Annotated in this window: 18 protein-coding genes; 4 read left to right on the top strand and 14 right to left on the bottom strand. The window is 70.1% G+C overall.

The window, feature by feature from the left end:
- Positions 1-45: 45 nt before the first annotated feature.
- Positions 46-465 carry a hypothetical protein gene (locus ACX114_RS03130; RefSeq protein WP_459294550.1) on the bottom strand — a complete coding sequence of 140 codons (420 nt, stop codon included), beginning with the start codon at positions 463-465 and terminating at the stop codon, positions 46-48.
- A 260-nt stretch (positions 466-725) separates the two neighbouring features.
- Here ACX114_RS03130 and ACX114_RS03125 point away from each other — a divergent pair, with 260 nt between their 5' ends.
- Positions 726-1,121 (top strand): response regulator, encoded by a 396-nt coding sequence (locus ACX114_RS03125; RefSeq protein ID WP_269012947.1) that lies wholly within the window; start codon positions 726-728, stop codon positions 1,119-1,121.
- 1 nt (position 1,122) lies between these two features.
- Here the strand turns inward: ACX114_RS03125 and ACX114_RS03120 are convergent, their stop codons facing one another.
- The gene (locus ACX114_RS03120; RefSeq protein WP_459294548.1) at positions 1,123-2,433 is read right to left on the bottom strand and encodes an ABC1 kinase family protein; all 1,311 of its coding nucleotides are present in this window, start codon (positions 2,431-2,433) and stop codon (positions 1,123-1,125) included.
- Positions 2,434-2,507: 74 nt separating this feature from the next.
- Positions 2,508-4,367 (bottom strand): protein kinase domain-containing protein, encoded by a 1,860-nt coding sequence (locus ACX114_RS03115; protein ID WP_459294546.1) that lies wholly within the window; start codon positions 4,365-4,367, stop codon positions 2,508-2,510.
- A gap of 699 nt (positions 4,368-5,066) precedes the next feature.
- Between ACX114_RS03115 and ACX114_RS03110 the strand changes: the two genes are divergently transcribed.
- Positions 5,067-5,528, top strand: a complete 462-nt coding sequence (locus tag ACX114_RS03110; protein WP_459294544.1) for a hypothetical protein — start codon at positions 5,067-5,069, stop codon at positions 5,526-5,528.
- A gap of 28 nt (positions 5,529-5,556) precedes the next feature.
- Here the strand turns inward: ACX114_RS03110 and ACX114_RS03105 are convergent, their stop codons facing one another.
- The 5 genes from ACX114_RS03105 to ACX114_RS03085 form a co-directional block, all read right to left on the bottom strand.
- Positions 5,557-6,159 carry an imm11 family protein gene (locus ACX114_RS03105; protein ID WP_459294542.1) on the bottom strand — a complete coding sequence of 201 codons (603 nt, stop codon included), beginning with the start codon at positions 6,157-6,159 and terminating at the stop codon, positions 5,557-5,559.
- A 9-nt stretch (positions 6,160-6,168) separates the two neighbouring features.
- Positions 6,169-7,461, bottom strand: a complete 1,293-nt coding sequence (locus ACX114_RS03100) for an AHH domain-containing protein (protein ID WP_459294540.1) — start codon at positions 7,459-7,461, stop codon at positions 6,169-6,171.
- Between the two features lie 163 nt (positions 7,462-7,624).
- Complete coding sequence (locus tag ACX114_RS03095) at positions 7,625-8,569, bottom strand: ribokinase (protein WP_459294538.1); 945 nt, start codon at positions 8,567-8,569, stop codon at positions 7,625-7,627.
- On the bottom strand, positions 8,566-9,267 hold the full coding sequence (locus ACX114_RS03090; RefSeq protein WP_459294536.1) for a dienelactone hydrolase family protein: 702 nt from the start codon (positions 9,265-9,267) through the stop codon (positions 8,566-8,568). Before ACX114_RS03090 ends, ACX114_RS03095 begins: the two co-directional genes overlap by 4 nt.
- 3 nt (positions 9,268-9,270) lie before the next feature.
- Positions 9,271-9,948, bottom strand: a complete 678-nt coding sequence (locus ACX114_RS03085; protein ID WP_459294534.1) for a phosphoribosyltransferase — start codon at positions 9,946-9,948, stop codon at positions 9,271-9,273.
- A 217-nt stretch (positions 9,949-10,165) separates the two neighbouring features.
- Between ACX114_RS03085 and adh the strand changes: the two genes are divergently transcribed.
- Positions 10,166-11,692 carry an aldehyde dehydrogenase gene (gene adh / locus ACX114_RS03080; RefSeq protein WP_459294532.1) on the top strand — a complete coding sequence of 509 codons (1,527 nt, stop codon included), beginning with the start codon at positions 10,166-10,168 and terminating at the stop codon, positions 11,690-11,692.
- Positions 11,693-11,700: 8 nt separating this feature from the next.
- Positions 11,701-12,090 (top strand): DUF779 domain-containing protein, encoded by a 390-nt coding sequence (locus ACX114_RS03075; RefSeq protein ID WP_459294530.1) that lies wholly within the window; start codon positions 11,701-11,703, stop codon positions 12,088-12,090.
- 21 nt (positions 12,091-12,111) lie between these two features.
- On the opposite strand, the gene ACX114_RS03070 is transcribed toward ACX114_RS03075, so the two are convergent.
- The 6 genes from ACX114_RS03070 to ACX114_RS03045 form a co-directional block, all read right to left on the bottom strand.
- Positions 12,112-14,997 (bottom strand): sensor histidine kinase, encoded by a 2,886-nt coding sequence (locus ACX114_RS03070; RefSeq protein ID WP_459294528.1) that lies wholly within the window; start codon positions 14,995-14,997, stop codon positions 12,112-12,114.
- Between the two features lie 142 nt (positions 14,998-15,139).
- Positions 15,140-16,093, bottom strand: coding sequence for an aldo/keto reductase (locus tag ACX114_RS03065; RefSeq protein WP_459294526.1), 954 nt, complete (start codon positions 16,091-16,093; stop codon positions 15,140-15,142).
- A gap of 12 nt (positions 16,094-16,105) precedes the next feature.
- Complete coding sequence (locus tag ACX114_RS03060; protein WP_459294524.1) at positions 16,106-16,381, bottom strand: DUF5985 family protein; 276 nt, start codon at positions 16,379-16,381, stop codon at positions 16,106-16,108.
- A gap of 11 nt (positions 16,382-16,392) precedes the next feature.
- Complete coding sequence (locus ACX114_RS03055) at positions 16,393-16,650, bottom strand: DUF5985 family protein (protein ID WP_459294522.1); 258 nt, start codon at positions 16,648-16,650, stop codon at positions 16,393-16,395.
- The gene (locus ACX114_RS03050) at positions 16,643-17,056 is read right to left on the bottom strand and encodes a hypothetical protein (RefSeq protein ID WP_459294520.1); all 414 of its coding nucleotides are present in this window, start codon (positions 17,054-17,056) and stop codon (positions 16,643-16,645) included. Before ACX114_RS03050 ends, ACX114_RS03055 begins: the two co-directional genes overlap by 8 nt.
- Positions 17,057-17,184: 128 nt before the next feature.
- Positions 17,185-18,006, bottom strand: coding sequence for a hypothetical protein (locus ACX114_RS03045; protein ID WP_459294518.1), 822 nt, complete (start codon positions 18,004-18,006; stop codon positions 17,185-17,187).
- Positions 18,007-18,018 lie beyond the last annotated feature (12 nt).

The raw sequence follows: 18,018 nt of genomic DNA, 5'->3' as shown, positions 1-18,018 counted from the left end.
ATGCAGACCCGGGGATGGAACCCACCATCGCCGCCTGCCCGGCGGTCAGGCGCCCTGCACTCCTGGCGGTGGAGTGGCGAGCCTCTCGATGGGGCTCAGCTGCGCCTTCTGCGAGGACACCTGCGCCTCCGCTTCCGCCCGGCCCGCCTCTGCCTCCGCCCGGCGGGCCTGTGTCGCGTGGATGGAAGCCTCGCGCTCCATCAGCTCCGCGTGGAGCTCCGCCCGTTGTCCGTCATGCCAGGCCCAGTTCCGCTCGTACTCGCTCCCCCCCACCCGGGCCACGGACTGATCCGCCAGGACCACGGCCTTCAATGCCTGGGCCCGCCGCGCGCAGGCCTGGGAGAGCGCGGTGTAGGCCTCCGCCTGCGCCTGCGCCGCCAGGGACTCCAGCCGCCGGGCCTCCGCGCGGGCCTCCATGGCGTGCGCCCGCGACTCCGGGCCTTGTCCCTTCCGCTGGGATGTCATCGGGTCCCTCCAGGTCGGGAGGCCACCCACACCTGCCGCGTGGCGCTCGTCCATTCCAAGGCTAGGGACGAGCCTCCAGGTCGCCCACCCGGCGGGGTGAGACAGGTGGTTTCAATCGGAAGTTTCCAGAAAATTCCAGGGAGGGTGGCCAGAAGGGAGGGGGGTGGGTCATACTCGGGAAGTGCCCGGGTCCACTGTCTTCCTTGGGGCGGCATCCTGCCGACCGGGGCACCCAACTGTCGGTTCCAGGGGGAGCCACCATGTCGGAGACCAAGATTCGCGTCCTCATCGTGGACGATGACCCGGACCAGCTCGCGCTGACCGAGCGCTCATTGTCCTCGTACAACTTCGAGGTGCGGACGCACCGTTCGTCCCTGGGGGTCTCCAACCTGGTGCGCACCACGGCGCCGGACCTGGTGCTCCTGGACGTGAACATCCCCGCGCTGAGCGGCGACAAGGTGCTGACGCTGGCCCGGCAGCAGGCGCCGGAGAACACCCGCTTCGTCCTCTACTCCGCCTCCGACGAGTCGAAGCTGCGCGCGCTGGCGCTGGCGGCGGGCGCGGACGGCTACCTGTCCAAGAGCACGCAGGGCGCGGACCTGGCGCGCAAGCTGGAACGGCTGCACAAGCGCCCGCGCGTCGCCGCGGGCACCTGACCTACTCGCCCACGAGCGCGCCGACCTCCAGGAACACCTGCCGGAAGTCGCCCTGCGCGCTCACGAGGCGCAGGTTCTGCGCCAGGCCACCGGTGGCGCGGAAGAACATCATCGCCTCCGGGGGCGGCCGGATGCGCATCATGCGCGCGGCGTTGCGCGTGAAGTGGTTGCGCATGTCGCGGTTGATGTCGCAGGTGCCGTAGTCATACGGCGCCGTGCGCATGGGCCGCCCGGCGATGTGGAGCACCTCGCGCAGGAGCGCCTCCGCCTCCGCCTCCGGCAGCTCCACGGAGAAGCCCACCTCCCGGCACAGGCCCAGCACGTCCAGCGTCTCCAGCCGCAGCGCCTGCTGGAACATGCGGCGGTTGGACGCGACGAAGCCCGGGCTGAAGCGCTTGATGGAGCCGAAGTCCAACAGCCCCATGCGCCCGTCCGGCATCACCATGAAGTTGCCGGGGTGCGGGTCGGCGTGGATTTCGCCCGCGTCCAGGAAGGGCCCGTAGGTGGCGCGGATGAGCTGGCGCGCGACGCGGAAGCGCTCGCCAGCGTCCGGCGACGTCGTCACCCAGTCCTTGAGCGTCTGGCCCTCCAACAGCTCCAGCGTGAGCACGCGGCGGGCGCTGCGCTCCTCGATGACCTGGGGCACGTACAGGTCCGGCAGCCGCGCCACGCTCTTCGCGAAGCCCTGCGCGAGCTTCGCCTCGCGGCGGTAGTCCAGCTCCAGCATGAGCTCGTCGCGGAACTCCTGGAAGTAGGCGGTGCCGTCCATCATCCGCGACGTCTTGGACACCGTCTTCACGACAAGCCCCAGGTTGTCCATGTCGTGGCCCATGGACACGTCGATGCCGGGGTACTGCACCTTCACGGCGACGGGGCGGCCGTCATGCAGCACCGCACGGTGCACCTGGCCCAGGGACGCGGCGGCGAGCGCGTCCGGGGAGAACTCCTTGAACAGCGCCTCCGGCGGCGCGCCCAGCTCCTCCTGCACCACGCGCGACACCTGCGCGTAGGACATGGCGGGGGCCTGGTTCTGCAGCTTGGCCATCATCTGCCGCACCTCCGGGGTGAGCAGGTCCGGGTCCATGGAGAGGGCCTGGCCCAGCTTCATGGCCGCGCCCTTCATCTCCCCCAGCGTGGCCACCAGCTTCTCCGCGGTGCCCAGGCTGAGCAGGTCCGTGGGGCTGCTCCCGGACAGCTGTTTGGCGCCCGCCTTGAGCACCTCCGAGCCCACGTGCATGGAGAGGCCCGCCAGCTTGCGCAGGCGGTTGAAGCGCCCCTGGGGCGGCAGCTTGTCGTCGGGTTCGGAAGCCATGGGAGAGGAGGAGTTAACGGGGTCTGCTCTCCCATACGCAAGACGCCCCCGGGATGGATGCGAGCCCGGCTCCTCTACCGGGGAGCGGCCGAGCCCCGCACCCGGGCCCGGAGGAAGCGCCAGCGCTTGAGCCCCTCCAAATCCAACGGGTCCGCGCGGACCGCCAGCTCGTAGGCGGCGAGCGCCTCCTCCAGCCGGCCCACGGACGCGAGCGCGTCACCGGACAGCCGGTGGACGGCGGCGCGGCCCTCGCGGCCGGTGTTGCCCGCGAGGAAGCGGCGGCGGCACTGCTCCAGCATGGTGGCGGTGAGGCCCGCTGCGAGGCACCGCTCGATGCCCTCCACGTTGCCCAGCGTGGCGTCGTACTCCACGCGCCGCTCCACGTGCCCCAGCGTATGGAGCGCTCCGGACACGCGCTCCAGCGCGCGGTCCACCTGGGCGCGCTGGCCCTCCGACAGCGGGCGGGCCTTGAGCAGCTCCAGCGCCCCGCGAGCGCGCTGGGCCGCGGTGCGCACGGCCTCCAGCGTGGCGTCGCGCGGCAGCTCCAGCACGGCGTACGGGTCCCCGGCGAGCCGCCGGCGGAACCCCTGGAGGACCGCCTCCGCCTGCGCGTCCTCGGGCGTGGGGATGGCGGCGGTGGCGGCGCTCTGCGCGGACGTCGCGCGCGCGGCGTTGCGAAGCTGGGCCAGCTGGGCCTGGAAGGCGGGGCTCGCGTCGCGCAGCTGGACACCGAAGCCCGGGGACATGTTCCACGCCTGGGCCTGCTCGGCGGTGACGTGGCGCACCACCTGCGCGGTGCACGGCAGCTCGCCGCCAGGCAGCCGCAGCACCAGCGACACGTCCGACAGGAGCGCGGGAGGCGGGGCGGATGACTGGAAGAAGAGGCCGGAGCGGCCCACCCACTCGCCCTTGAGCTCCACGGGGGCCTGCGTGCCCTGGCCGCGCAGGAGCGCGGTGAGCGGCGGGGCGGTGGGCGCGGGCGGCGGCGCGAGCGACGCCTCCAGGGCCGTCTTCAGCTCCGCGGCGGAGGCGAAGCGGTGCTCGGGCCGCTTGGCCAGCGCGCGCAGCAGCACCTTCGACAGGGCCTCCGGCACGGCGGGGTTCAGCTCGTGCGGCGGGACGGGGTCCTTCTGCAGGTGGCCCACCAGGATTTCGGCGGCGGTGCGGCCGTAGAAGGGCACCTGGCCGGTGAGCAGCAGGTACGCGAGCACGCCGGCCGCGTAGAGGTCGCTGCGCGCGTCCACGATGCCGTCGCCGCACTGCTCGGGGGCCATGAACTCCGGCGTACCCAGGAGGACGCCCACCTCGGTGGTCATCTCCCCGGCGGGGCGGGACAGGAGCTTGGCGATGCCGAAGTCGAGCAGCTTCACGCGCTGCTTGCCGCTGGGGCTGGGGACGAGGAAGACGTTGGCGGGCTTCAGGTCGCGGTGGACGATGCCGTGCGAGTGCGCGGCGCCCAGGGCGTCACACACCTGCGTCATCAGGTCCACCACCAGCGCCGGGGCCATGGGGCCGCGGGCGAAGTTGGCCAGGCTGTCCCCCTCCAGGTACTCCATGACGAGGTACGGGCGCCCGTCGCGCGAGTCCAGGTCGTAGAGGGTGACGACGTTCTCGTGCTGCACGAGCGTGAGCGTGCGGGCTTCGGAGAGGAAGCGCGCGACGAGCTCCGGGGCCTGGGCCAGGTGCGCGTGGAGCACCTTGATGGCCACGCGCTTCTGGATGAGCGTGTGCTCCGCGAGGAACACGGTGCCCATGCCGCCGCGGCCCAGCTCGCGCACGACGCGGAAGCGGCCGAACTCCTGGCCCACGAGGGAAGGCACCACCGGCGTGGGAGACGACATGGGCGTGGGCGGAGCGGGCAGCGACGCCGCGGGTCCCGGCGGCGGCGTGCCGGCGTAGAGAATCGTGCCGCCGTTGAGGTCCAGCCCGCGCATCAGCGTGGGACACGCCTCCGCGTCCGAGTGGGGCTGACCGCAGGAACAGATGAGAGGCGACTGGGCGAGCACGAGGGACCGGGAACCAGGGAATGCGAAGTGGGGGTGAGGACAGCGTCAGCGGCCGATGCGAGCCGTGTGCCAGGAGCCGGGGTTTTCCGGTTCACGCGGTCGGGCGAGCCAACCGGTTGATCCGCTTCGCTTTTGCGACACTCGGATGCGGCCTGGGTCCCAGCTCATCGGCAGACACCCCTCGGTTTCGGGGAGTTTTTACAGCCCCGGGACGGAACAGTTTTCCGTCCAGCACATCCCAATACGTTCGGTCCGCAAGACCTTGGACGACTTCCGCCCTGCCTTCCCTTCAACCGTCCTGCCGCGCCGCGAAAGTCCCTTCAAGATGACAGTACGCCGTGCGGGTTTCCAGTGCGCAGCGACACGAACATCCACGCTGGAAAACATCTCGTTCAGTCTCGAAGTAAGCCGCGATTGCACGTCTGGCAGCGGCTGCCGGGAAGGCCCTGTGGCGCACGAGGAACGTACGGATCCAACTGTGTCGGGAGGCCGACAAATCGGCCTGGGATGAACTGTCCTGCGAGGATGGCGGGGGTTTCCGGGCTTCTGGCGGGACGCGGCTGCGTGCGGTGGGGACGCGGGGTCGCCGCCGTGCGCGGAGATGCTTCGCGCTGGTAGGAAGGGCGCATGCCGCTCCAATTCGCGGGGGACTTTCGTGAGCTTGAGCCGGGATCCGACGAGGGTCCGTCGATCGTGGAAGCGCGCGGGAAGATTCCAGAGGCGGAGCGCAGTCGGATCGGGCGCTATCTCGCGTCGGGCGTCGTCTTCGCGGTCAGTTCGGGGCGGCTGAGTGACTGGTTCACGGGCGAGAAGAACATCGCGCCCCACCATGCTCTGACGGATGGCGTCTGGCACTGGCGGACGGATCTTCCGTACTACGTCCTGCGTTACGGCGTCGCGATCCCGGATGCGTTCCTGCAGCGCATGCGGGACCTGGACTGGAAATGCCCGGTCCTGTCGCGGCAGGAGCTGGATGCGTTCATGGAGCAACTGTCGTTCGAGGGCGAGGTCCAGCAGAAGCTGCGAAAGAAGCAGGAGAAGGAAGCGCGCGTGCAGCGGGCATTGGAGCGACAGCGGGCCAAGAAGTGACTGCGTGCCGGAACTGAGCTCCAGTCACTCAGGCCTGCTGCTCATCTCCTCCTCCATCGGGTGTCGTCACGCGCTCGAACACGACCCCCAGGTTCCCGACCTGTTCGAGTGCCTCCTTGATCTCCTCCGACACGATGAATGCCGTCCTGAATCGCTTCGGCCGCAAGACATGCGCGCCGTCAGTCCTCGCAGGGTCGATGCGCAGACCGTTGATCCACCGGTACTCCCCTGCATATTCAGGAAAAGGGTCGTCTTCGGCGTAGTGCTGCCCCTCCCGGCACTTCGCCTCGTCAATGCAATCGACCGTCCTGGCCGCATTGACGACAAGATACCCATCAGCTTCCCCTTCCACGCGGACTGGGAACAGTTGAACGTCGCCGGGAGCGTGCAGCCTGAAGACGTTCGCGACCGCCTCGCTGACGACCGGCGTGCGCTCAACCCCCGCGAACACGAAGGCGCGTTTCGGCCCAGGGCTCCTGACCCGAGCCTTGATGGGTCCAGGGTCCGGAAGAGGATGGCCTTCTCCGAACATCCACGGCTCATTGAATGAGCCGCCTGATGCAGGCACAGGAGTCGCTACATACCATTGAGGCACATCCGCGATATTCACCCAGTAGAAGTTCCGCCTCACTCCGTCCTCCTACTTCACGATGTAGCGACGCAACTCCGAACCCGGCGCAAGCAGCTCACTCGCAATCTTCGCGAGCTCGTTCAGCAACTTCGCACGACAGACCTCCGTGCTCCTGCAAGTTCTCACGGACGCCTGCAGGCGATTCACAACTTGGTTGTGATAAAGCTCGGGATGAGGCCCTTCATGCCCCTTGAGCCGCACCTTGTTCGCGGCATCCTCAAGCGTCATCCCGGCCTTTTCGAAGATTTCCTCGCACGCGGGTGTCCAGGGCCCTCCTGACACGGCAGAGACCCGGTTCTTGTTCGTGCAGATGTGGTGAACCGGCCCCTCGGCGTCGCCCGGAATCCGGTTGTCCGAGTACATCGCCAGAGCCGCGGCCGCTCCCGGAGCCAGCGCCACGTTGAGCACTCCAGCGGCGGGCATCGCGATGGAGGTCACGCCACCGTTCAGGGCTGCTCGCAGTGGGAATCCCGCCTCGGCCTGTCCTCGCCGTGCGGCCTGGGTGAAGCCCGGCAGTCTGGGGCCCTGAGCCGCCATCGCGCTCCTTCCGCCAAGGGCCGCGGTGACCAGCAGCACGAGGACGCGCGTGCCGTTCGTTCCCAACACCCGCCCGAACCGGTGCCCGATGTCTTGCAACTCGATGACGCTCACGGCCTTGCCCGCATCCTCCCACAACTGGATGAAGCCTTGACCCATCCGCCAGACCGGCACCACACCGAGGTAGGCCACCATCGCTGCCGTCAGCGCGACCGCGATGACCTTGGTGACGGGCTCAGGCAAGGTCATCGTGAGAAGAACGCTCAGGGCCGCCGAGGTCACCATGGCCTTGAGTGCGGCCGGGTTCAGCATCTTGCCGACTTCCGCCTCGACGCTCGCCCACACGTTATCGAGCGCGAAGGACAGGGCCATGAGAGTCCGGTCCTTGCGCGAGAACGTCAGCCCTGTCCCAGCCATCAGGGACAGGCAGTCATCCGGTTCGGGGCAGATGCGCGCATACAGCGACTTAGGAGAACTCCTCGAACCAGAATCCACCAGTCCATTCGAGGATGCGAGCAGCGTCCTGGAGCGCACCCAACCACGCGCGTCCGCCTCTTCAGCCTCGCGGAAGGCAACGTCCATGTGCATGTCGAGGATGAGCTGCGCGAGCGCAACCTTGAACTCGGCCTCATTCACCTCGACCGGCTCAGCGGCCACTGACTCGTGGACCCTGCGCTGACCGTTCCCGGTATCGATATGGACAACACGGGCGGTCGCACATCCCGACAGAAGGAACAACAGCCCGATCACCGAAACCCATCTCATGAGTCCCCCCAACGCCACATTGAAGCGCGGCATCGTAGCCCTGGGTGGAGCTGACAGCCTCGACGAATCCCGTGGTGCACCTCAGCACACTGGCGACGGTTCGCTCCACGCTCCGCCCTGAGGACAGGGTGAGACAGCGGAAGATGTGTCTCGGAGGTCTTCGCTACGGCGGCGCGAACTGGACGTCTGGCACCACGTCCGCGAGCAGGCCCTCCACTTCATCCCGGTACGGCAATCCCGCCTGCGCTCCCAGCCGTGTTGTCGCGATGGCGGCGGCGGCGTGCGCGAAGCGCGCGGCGGTGAGCAGCGGCTGGCCTTCGGACAGGGCGACACTGAGCGCAGCGGAGAACGCATCTCCCGCTCCAGTGGTATCCACCGTGTCCACTGGCAGGTCGGGCAGCCAGGCCTCCTCCTCCCTCGACACCAGCAGACTGCCTCCGGGTGCCGCGATGATGGCGGCTCCCACGCCGCGCAGCAGCAGGTTCCTCGCGGCTCTTCGCGCGGAGGCACGGCCATGCACCGGGATGCCTGTCAGCACCCGCGCCTCGACAGCGTTGGGCCGGATGACGTGCACATCCTCCAGCAGCACCTCCGGCAGCGGCACGGCTGGCGCGGGATCCAACACCACCCGGACTCCGGCCGCTCGCGCCAGACGGACCGCTGCCTGGACCGCGCCCAGCGGCACCTCCAACTGCACGAGCAATACCTTCGCGGTCGCGATCCGCTCCGCGCTCCGCAACACATCCCGGATGGACAGTCTGTGATTGGCGCCCGGCGAGAAGAAGGTCTGCTTCCTCCCGCGCCCATCCACCATCACCAGCACCGCGCTTGAGGGCGCATCCGGATCAGGCACCACCCCCTCCATCGCGACGCCTTCCCGCTCCAGCCACGCCACCTGTCGCAGGCCGCGACCATCCGACCCCACTCGCGCCACCAGCGAGGCCCGCGCACCCAACCTCACGGCGGCCACCGCGCCGTTGGCCCCCTTTCCTCCGAGCGCCTCCTGGAAGACGTCACCCTCGGCGCTGCCTCCCGGCTCCGGAAACGACGGCCCGTGCACCAGGTAGTCCGTGGCCACGCCCCCCACCACCGCGATGCGCGGGCTCATGGTGGAGCCCCGCCGAACGGACGCTCCCGCGCGGCCGTGGCCAGGTGCTGGAGGAACCAGTCCCGGGCCAGCCTCGCCGCCTGTTCCAATGTCCCCGGCTCCTCGAAGAGATGGGTCGCCCCGGGGACGATCTCCAGCCGCTTGTGCGAGCGCAGCGCCTCCAACGCCTCCTGGTTGAGCTCAATCACTTGCGTGTCATCCCCACCCACGATGAGCAGGGTCGGCGCTCGCACCGCCGGCAGCACGGCGCCCGCGAGGTCCGGACGGCCGCCCCGGGACACCACCGCCTGGATGGCTTCGGGCATCCGCCCCGCTGCCACCAGCGCCGCTCCCGCCCCCGTGCTCGAACCGATCAGCCCCAGCGGCTTGCCCCCCAGCCCCGGCACCCGTGCCAGCCACCGCGCGGCCCCCACGAGCCTCCCCGCCAGCAATTCGATGTCGAAGCGCAGGTGCCGCGTCCACCGCTCGGCTTCTTCCTCCTCCTGCGTGAGCAGGTCCATGAGCAGTGTCGCCAGCCCCGCCTGCTGCATCACTCGCGCGACGTACTGGTTGCGCGGACTGAAGCGGCTGCTGCCACTGCCGTGCGCGAACAGCACCACGCCCGAGACCGACTCCGGCACGCTCAGCGTTCCGTCCAACTCCACGCCGGGCTCCGCCTCCAGCCGGACCGCGTGCTCTGAAATTCTGTATTCAGCCATGTTTCAACCCTCCGCCGGACTCGGGGCAGCCCCTTCGCCGTGCGCCGCGCGCGCCAGCAGCTCGCGCACCTCGTCGTCGGTGGTCTGCGTGAAGTCCTCGAACCACTGGCCCACCGCGAAGAACGGCGCCGGGGTGTGGACGCAGACGACCGCGTCCGCCTCCCGCTCGAACTCCGCGCACGTCTCCGGCGCGCCCACCGGCACGCCCACCACGATGCGCGCGGGATGCTTCTGACGAAGCGCCCGGAGCGCCGCCCGCATGGTGGAGCCCGTGGCCAGCCCGTCATCCACCAGGACCACCGTCCGCCCTTCAATCCGCGCGGGAGGCCTGCCCTCGCGGAAGAGATGCTCCCTGCGGATCAGCTCCCGCGCCTCACGCTCCGCCGCCGCCGCGATGGCCGACTGGGGAATGCCCAGCCTTCGCACGACGCCCGCGTTGAGGACCGTGACGCCGCCCGTGGCGATGGCCCCCATGGCCAGCTCCTCGTGCCCCGGCGTGCCGAGCTTGCGCACCACGAACACATCCAGTGGCACCCCGAGGATCCGAGCGACCTCGAACCCCACCGGTACACCGCCGCGCGGCAGCGCCAACACCAACAGGTCACCGCCTCCGCCGAGCAGGACGCGGAGCCGTTGGCCCAATGCACGGCCGGCGTCGACGCGGTCTCGAAACATTTGCATGACGTGCCCCCACCTCTTGAGGTGGAAGACATGCCGAAAGGCAGCAAGGGCACCCTGCCCGCCCGCTCGCATCACGCCCGAGTGACTGATTCAGCGATCAACCATTAACAAACATTTACATCGGGTCCCGCGCGCATAACGCGGAGCGTTACCTGCCTATGGTCTGTTCCGCGTCAAACCCCCAAGAGTGCGTCAAAACCCAACGCAGGGAGTCCCCATGTCGAAGGTCTATGAAGCTCCGGGTCAGAAGGGCAGCAAGGTCGAGTACAAGAGCCGTTACGGCAACTACATCGGCGGTGAGTTCGTCCCGCCCGTGAAGGGCCAGTACTTCGAGAACATCAGCCCCGTCACCGGCCGCCCCTTCTGCGAGATTCCCCGCTCCACGGCGGAGGACATCGAGAAGGCGCTCGACGCCGCGCACAAGGCGAAGGACGCGTGGGGCCGCACCGCCGCCGGCGAGCGGGCCAACATCCTGCTGAAGATCGCCGACCGCATGGAGCAGAACCTGGAGATGCTCGCCGTCTCCGAGACGTGGGACAACGGCAAGCCCATCCGCGAGACGCTCGCCGCGGACCTGCCGCTCGCCATCGACCACTTCCGCTACTTCGCCGGTTGTATCCGCGCGCAGGAAGGCTCGCTCAGCCAGTTGGATGACAACACCGTCGCCTACCACTTCACGGAGCCGCTCGGCGTCGTGGGGCAGATCATCCCGTGGAACTTCCCGCTGCTCATGGCCGCGTGGAAGCTGGCCCCCGCGCTGGCCGCGGGCAACTGCGTGGTGCTCAAGCCCGCGGAGCAGACCCCCGTCACCATCCTCAAGTTCGCGGAGCTGGTGGGCGACCTGCTTCCGCCCGGCGTGCTCAACATCGTGAACGGCTTCGGCATCGAGGCCGGCAAGCCGCTCGCCAGCAACAAGCGCATCGCGAAGATCGCCTTCACGGGTGAGACGACCACCGGCCGCCTCATCATGCAGTACGCCTCCGAGAACATCATCCCCGTCACCCTGGAGCTGGGCGGCAAGTCCCCCAACATCTTCTTCGAGGACGTCTTCGCCAAGGACGACGACTTCGCCCAGAAGGCGCTGGAGGGCTTCGCCATGTTCGCCCTCAACCAGGGCGAGGTGTGCACCTGCCCGTCCCGCTCGCTCGTGGCCGAGCGCTTCTACGACGAGTTCATCGCCAAGGCGGTGGAGCGCACCAAGCGCATCGTGCAGGGCAACCCCCTGGACACCAACACGCAGATTGGCGCGCAGGCGTCCAATGATCAGCTGGAGAAGATCCTCAGCTACCTGGACATCGGCAAGAAGGAGGGCGCGAAGGTGCTCACCGGCGGTGGGCGCAAGTCGCTGTCCGGCGCGCTGGCGGAGGGCTTCTACGTGGAGCCCACCATCTTCGAGGGCCACAACAAGATGCGCGTGTTCCAGGAGGAGATCTTCGGCCCCGTCGTCGCGGTGGCGAAGTTCAAGGACGCCGAGGACGCGCTCGCACTGGCCAATGACACGCTCTACGGCCTGGGCGCCGGCGTGTGGACGCGTAACAACAGCACCGCGTACCGCATGGGCCGTGGCATCCAGGCGGGCCGCGTCTGGGTGAACTGCTACCACCTGTACCCCGCGCACGCGGCGTTCGGCGGCTACAAGCAGTCCGGCATCGGCCGCGAGACGCACAAGATGATGCTCAATCACTACCAGCAGACGAAGAACCTGCTCGTCAGCTACGACCCGAAGCCCATGGGCTTCTTCTAGGCCGCCCCATGTCCGTGCCGCGCGTCGAGGTCACGCCGGCCGCCGAGGCCCTCATCCACAAGATGCAGGGCCTCCACGGTCCGCTCCTCTTCCACCAGTCCGGCGGCTGCTGCGACGGCAGCGCGCCCATGTGCTTCCCGCGCGGCGACTTCCGCGTGGGCCAGGAGGACGTGTACCTGGGTGACATCGTCCGCACGCCCTTCTACATGTCCGGTCCGCAGTTCGAGCTCTGGCGCCACACCCACCTCACCGTGGACGTGGTGCCCGGCCGTGGCAGCGGCTTCTCCGTCGAAGCCCCCGAAGGCGTGCGCTTCCTCATCCGCTCACGCCTGTTCACGGACGACGAGTACCGCGCGCTCGAACAGGAAGGGCCCCCGCCCCGGGGACCCCAGCACTGAAGACCGCGCTCCTCGCCTCCCTCACATCTCCGGGGGAGGCGGGGGCCGCGCTTCCGCCGCGCTCCGGGGCAGCCGCAGCGTGAAGGTGGCGCCCTGCCCCGGCTGGCTGTCCACGTCGATGCGTCCGCCCAGCGCGTCCACAATCTGGCGGCTGATGTAGAGCCCCAGGCCCATGCCGCCGTAGTGCCGCTCGCTCACGGCGCGCTCGAAGCGGCCGAAGAGGCGCGGCAGCGCGTCCGCTTCGATGCCGATGCCCTCGTCGCGCACCTCCACCCAGGCCTCGTCTTGCGCGTCCACGCCCGCGCGCACCGACACCGGGTGGCCCGCGCCGTACTTCGCCGCGTTGGTGAGCAGGTTCACCAGCACCTGGTCCAACCGCAGCGCGTCCCACTGGCCCGTCAGCGTGCGCGGCAGCTCCAGCTTCAGCGGGCACCGCGCCTGGGTGAACACGTCCTCCAGGCGCTCCACCGCGTCGCGCGTCAACTGCACCAGGTCCACCTCCGCGCGCTCCAGCGACAGCTTGCCCAGCGACAGCCGGCTCACGTCCAGCAGGTTGTCCACCAGCGCCGTCAGCCGGAACACCTGCCGCTGCGCGGTGTTGAGCCTCCCCGTCACGAGCCCCGGCGTGCCCGCGGTCTCCAGCGCCCGGCCAATGAGGTTGTGCTGGAGGATGAGGCTGGTGAGCGGCGTCTTCAGTTCGTGGCTCGCCACGGAGAGGAACTCGTCGCGCAGCCGCACCGCGGACTGGGCGTCGTGGAACAGGCGCGCGTTCTCCAGCGCCACGCTCAAGCGCAGCGCCAGCTCCTCCGCCATCGTCACGTCCGCGGCCACCAGCGTGCGCTGGGGCTCGGCGGTGAACAGCGTGATGACGCCCAGCGTGCGGCCCCGTGCGCGCAGCGGCACCGACAGCACGGACGTGGGCGCCATGCGGTCCACCAGTGCCCGGTGCGAATCGCTCGTGGAGACGGCGTCGCAGCGCTTGAAGTCCAGGCGTGACAGGAAGCAGACCTCCCCTGAGCGGAAGCACTGGAGCGCCGGGTGCGCGGGCCCCCGGTCCGTGCCGCCCAGGGCCGCGTGGAGCCGGGCGTCCTGCTCGGGCACGCGGTGGGCCGCCGTCACCCGCCGCAGGGTTCCGTCCGGCGCGGCCAGGTCCACCAGACAGCCGGTGGCCACGTGGTCCACCACCAGCCGCGCAACTTCCGGCAGCGCCTCCTCCACGTCGTCCAGGCGCAGCGCCAGCACGCGGCTCGCGTCCAGCAGCAGTTGCAGCCGCTCCTCGGCCTCCTTGCGCCGGGTGACGTTCGCCATGGCGCCGGTCAGCTCCGTCACCTTCCCGTCCGGACCGGCGAAGGACTGCCCCACGCTGTGCAGCCAACGCACGCCGCCGTCGGGGTGGATGACCCGGGCCTCCAGCTCGAAGAAGCCGGGGGCCTCGCGCTGGTAGCGCTCGAACTGCGCCGTCACGTGTGGCCGGTCCTCCGGGTGCAACCGCTCCAGCATGTCGCCCACCGGCATCGTCGAGTCCACCGCCGGCAGGCCCAGCATGTGATTGAGCGCCGCGTCGCGCAGCTCCCGGCCACGAACCAGGTCCAGGCGCCACGTCCCCATGTCGCCCGTCACCAGCGCCTGCCGCAGCCGCTCCGTGCGCTCGCGCAGCGCCTCATAGAGCGCGGCCCGCTCCAGCGCCTGCGCGCACTGGTGCGCCAATGCCTCCAGGAACGCGCGCTCCGATGCGGAGAAGACGCGCGGCTCGGGCCACGCGAGCAGCAGCAGTCCCCGCACGCGCGTCTCACCCCACAGCGGCACGACCGCGCGGGCCCCCGGCCCCTGGCGGCGCGCGAGCTCCGCGTTCTCCGGGTAGCGCGCGATGAACTGCTCCAGCGAATCGAACCACCCCGCTTCGCGCCGGATGTCCGGAGCCACCCCGCTCGCGGGCCGGCTGAACGACGCCAGCGCGTCTTCCGGGTAGCCCAGGACGCGCAGCGGGCGCATGAGGCCGTCCTCCTCCAGCGCCAGCACCGCGACGCGCGTGGCGCCGCTCGCCTCCCACACCTCGCGCGCCAGCACCTGCGCCACCGCGTCCTCGGTGGCCGCGCGGGACAGGGCCGCCGTCACGGCCTGCAACCGCGCCGTGCGCGCCTGGGCCTGGCGGGCCTCGCCATACAGGAGCGCGTTGTCCAGGGACAGCGCGGCCCGGCGGGCCAGCTCGCGCGCCAGCTCCAGGTCGCATTCGCCATAGCGGCCGGCCGTGGCGGACATCAATGACAGACATCCCAGCACCCGCCCCCGCGTCACCAATGGCACCAGCATCACGGAGCGGCAGCCCAGGTGCCACGTGTCTTTCAGGGCCTCGTTGCCCCGGGCCATCTCAAGGAACGCCTCTTCGGGCACCTCCCGGATGAGGCGGGGCTGGCCGGTGTCCAACACCTGGGCCACGCCCCAGGAGCCGTTCTCCTGGAGGGCCCAGCGCTCGGCGATGGCATACACGGAAGGCACGAGCGCGGGGTCACGGTGCGCCGCGGCCCGGCGCACCGTGCGGGACGGCGTGACCAGGTCCACCGCGCACCAGTCCGCCAGTCGCGGCACCACCAGCTCCGCCAGCTGGCGCAGCACCGTGGGCTCGTCCAGCGATGACGACAGCACCTCGCCCGCGCGGGCCAGGAACGCGAAGCGGCCCTCCTCCCCGGAGGACGCCTCGCGCGCACCCGCCAGGGCTCCGGGCGCGAGCGTCTCCACGACGTTGGCCTCGCGCGTGACGGCCGGCATGACCTCCATGGACTCCGGCTTCGGTGCGACGGCCCCGTCTCCACTCGCGGACACGGAGGCCGCGTCGTTCGCCGTCACGGCCGACGGCGGCGGTGTCTCGACGGCAGGCTCGGTCGAAGGCTCGATGGACGGTTCGGGCATGGAGCGCGGGCCACGGCGTCACGGGGATGACGCCTCACCAATGGGACGCTCCGATAATGACGGTCCCCCTGGGGCCACAAGCCTCCAGGCCCACCGGATTCCAGGCGAGTGTCCTGCAGACAACCCGCCTGCGCGCCGCGCCTCAGCCCGCCGCCACGTCGGGTGAAGGGGGGTTCCACCACACCGCCCCCTTCCCCTGGATGGCGGCGTGCGCGCGCTCCCGCACCGCCTGCATCCCCGCGGCGTCCAGGGGCCGGAAGGCCGAAGCAGCCTGGAGCGCGGCGTCCTGTTCGTTCGGGAAGCCCATCCCCATCAACATCACGTCTGGATCCAACGTGAGCGTGTACCGCACGCACTCCGCCACCGACAGGTGCGGCAGCACCGGCGTGCCTGGCGCCTCTCCACCGGAGCTGACCTTGCCGCGCGGGCGCGCCTGGAGCGGCCGGCCGTAGCCCTCCGTGTCGCCCAGCAGCTTGCCCGCGCCGAACGTCTTGAAGGACACCACGCCCACGCCCTTCTCCCGCGCCAGGGGCAGCACCTCCTGCACGTAGCGCGCGTCCACGAACGGCCCCAGCGGGAACATCACCACGTCGCACCGCCCGGAGCGCACCGCCGCCACCAGCGCGTCCGGGTGGTGGCAGGAGATGCCCTTGAAGCGCGCCTGCCCCTTCGCCACGCACGCCTCCAACTGCTCCAGCGCGCCGCCCGGCCGGGCCAGCTCCTCCCACTGCGCCAGCGACTTCACCGCGTGCAGCGCGAACAGGTCCACCGACGGCAGGCCCAGCCGCCGCAGGGATGCCTCCACCTGCGGCGCCACCGGCGCGTCCAGTTCGTCCACCTTGTCGATGACGAACACGCCCTCACGCCGGCCGCGCAGCGCCTCGCCCACCACCTCCTCGCTCAGGCCGTCCTCGTAGCCGGGCGCCGTGTCGATGACGTTGAGCCCCGCGTCCAGCGCCCGCGCGAGCGTGGCGACCAATTCCTCGCGAGGCACCGTGCGGTCCGCCAGGTCGCCAATGCCCACCGCCGTCGCGGTGAAGCCCGTGCGTCCGAGCATGCGGCGCGCGGTGAAGCGGGGAAGCGATGTCGTGGTCATGAAAACAGCATCTCACCGCGTGCTACGCCCCGCGCGGTTCTTGTCCCAGATGGCTCCCAGGATGAGCAGGTAGGCCATCAGGCGGACGACGTACAGGTAGTGGATGCGCTCGGCGTCCAGGGTGGGCGCCAGCAGCGCGCCCAGCAGGTTGTGGACACCCATCAGCGTGAAGGCCAGCGAGAACAGCGCGAACAGCCGGTCCTTCGACTGGAGATAGAAGCGCAGGAAGAAGAGGGCGCACGCCAGGTACGCCATCATCACCGCGCCATCGAGCAGGATCTTGAACATGGTGTCCCCCCCTAGGACACGTCCCAGATGAGGCCGAAGAGCAGCACGCCGGCGCCCACGAGCGAGGTACCGGTGCGCGCCAACGACAGGTCCCCTTCGGGGATGAGCACCAGGTCCACGAAGAGCAGCACGTTGTTCAGCGTGAAGACCGCGAAGCACAGGCCGCTGTAGAGCAGCAGCTTGCCGCGCGTGCGCCGCCAGGCCCTCAGCAGCAGCGTCGCGCACGCCGCGCTCGTCAACGCACACAGGATGTAGACCGCCTCAGCCATGTCCGTCGCCGTCCTTGTCCCGGTCCTGCTTGAGCACGAACGCGTCCGCGAAGCCTCTCACCCGGTCCATGGGGCGTGAGAAGATGAACGAAATCACACTCACCCGGCGCGCCGAGTACGCCGCCGCCAGCTCCGCCGTGGCCTGCACGTCCTCCGAGCGGCCGGGGCTGAAGCGGTAGGCGTCCTCCGCTACCCCATCCTGGAGAAGCAGCCCTCCCGTCTTCAGCTCCGCCATACGGCGGGCCGCGGAAGCTTCGGTGATGCGCAGTTCCAGGGCCACCGCCGGCGCCGTCCACGCCCGCTCCGTCCGGGCGCGAAGCAGGAGGAGCACCTCCAGCTTCTCGATGGAATCGATGTGCGTCGTGAGGAAGCGCTGGACCCGTGGTGTGAGGCCGGCGTCAGTCACGTCTCCACCTATGGACCCAGATACTTTGTGAATCAACCTTTTCGGTGGGGGCGGTTGTTCACAGCCTCACACGAGCCCGGCCGTCTGGCCGGTCAGGGTGCGTCACGACAGGGGGCTTCTGATTCCGCCTAGTTGCGGACGCGAGGGGCGGGGGCGCGGACGCGGACGTCCATGCGGGCGTCGCCGGCCACCATGCTGCTCAGGGCCTCCGGCTGGGACGGCGACAGGCGGGCCACGGCGCGCAGGGCGGCCACCAGGATGAGGGACTCCAGGCTGGAGGGGACGGACAGCCCCTGGGGGCCGGCCTTCACGGGCAGGGGCAGCCGGGGCGCGCGGCCGGCGGCGGACAGCGCGTCCACCGCGTAGGTGGGGCGGGCCTCCAGTGACACGGTGATGGCGGGCAGGGCCTGCGCCTCCTTGTCCGCGCCGTGCACCTGGAGCTCCAGCAGCCGCCCCAGTGAACCGGGGGACAGGTAGAGGGCCAGGCCCGAGGGGCCCTCGTCCTCGCCGTGGAAGACGCAGCCCTCGTAGGTGTGCTCGTGCGCGCCTGTCACGTCCACGGTGAAGGCCTGGCTGTCGTCCCAGTGCGTCCAGGGCTGCGCGTCCCAGAACTCGGTGGCGGCCTGGACGAAGAGCAGCGCCTTGTCACTGCCCAGCCCGGACACGCCCATCTGGCCCCACGCGAGGAAGGTGGCGATGGCCGCCCGGGCGGAGAGCGCCGCTGGGGACGGAGGCGCCACGGCCAGGCCCAGCTCGCCAGCGGCGTCCGCCAGGGCGGGCTCGCAGGACACCTGGGACGGCTCCAGGCCGGCGATGAGGGCGCGCACGCCGGCGAGGTCCGTCTGTTCGAAGACGGGGGCGGACGGGTCGCCCGACTCGCCAATGCACAGGTAGACGCCGGTGGTGCCCACGGAGAGGGGCACGGGACCCAGCTTGAGCAGGTGGAACATGGCGGACCCTCC

The sequence above is a fragment of the Corallococcus sp. M7 genome, assembly GCF_054512695.1.
The sequence above is the reverse complement of the archived record's forward strand: the minus strand, read 5'-3'. Positions and strand labels throughout refer to the sequence as shown.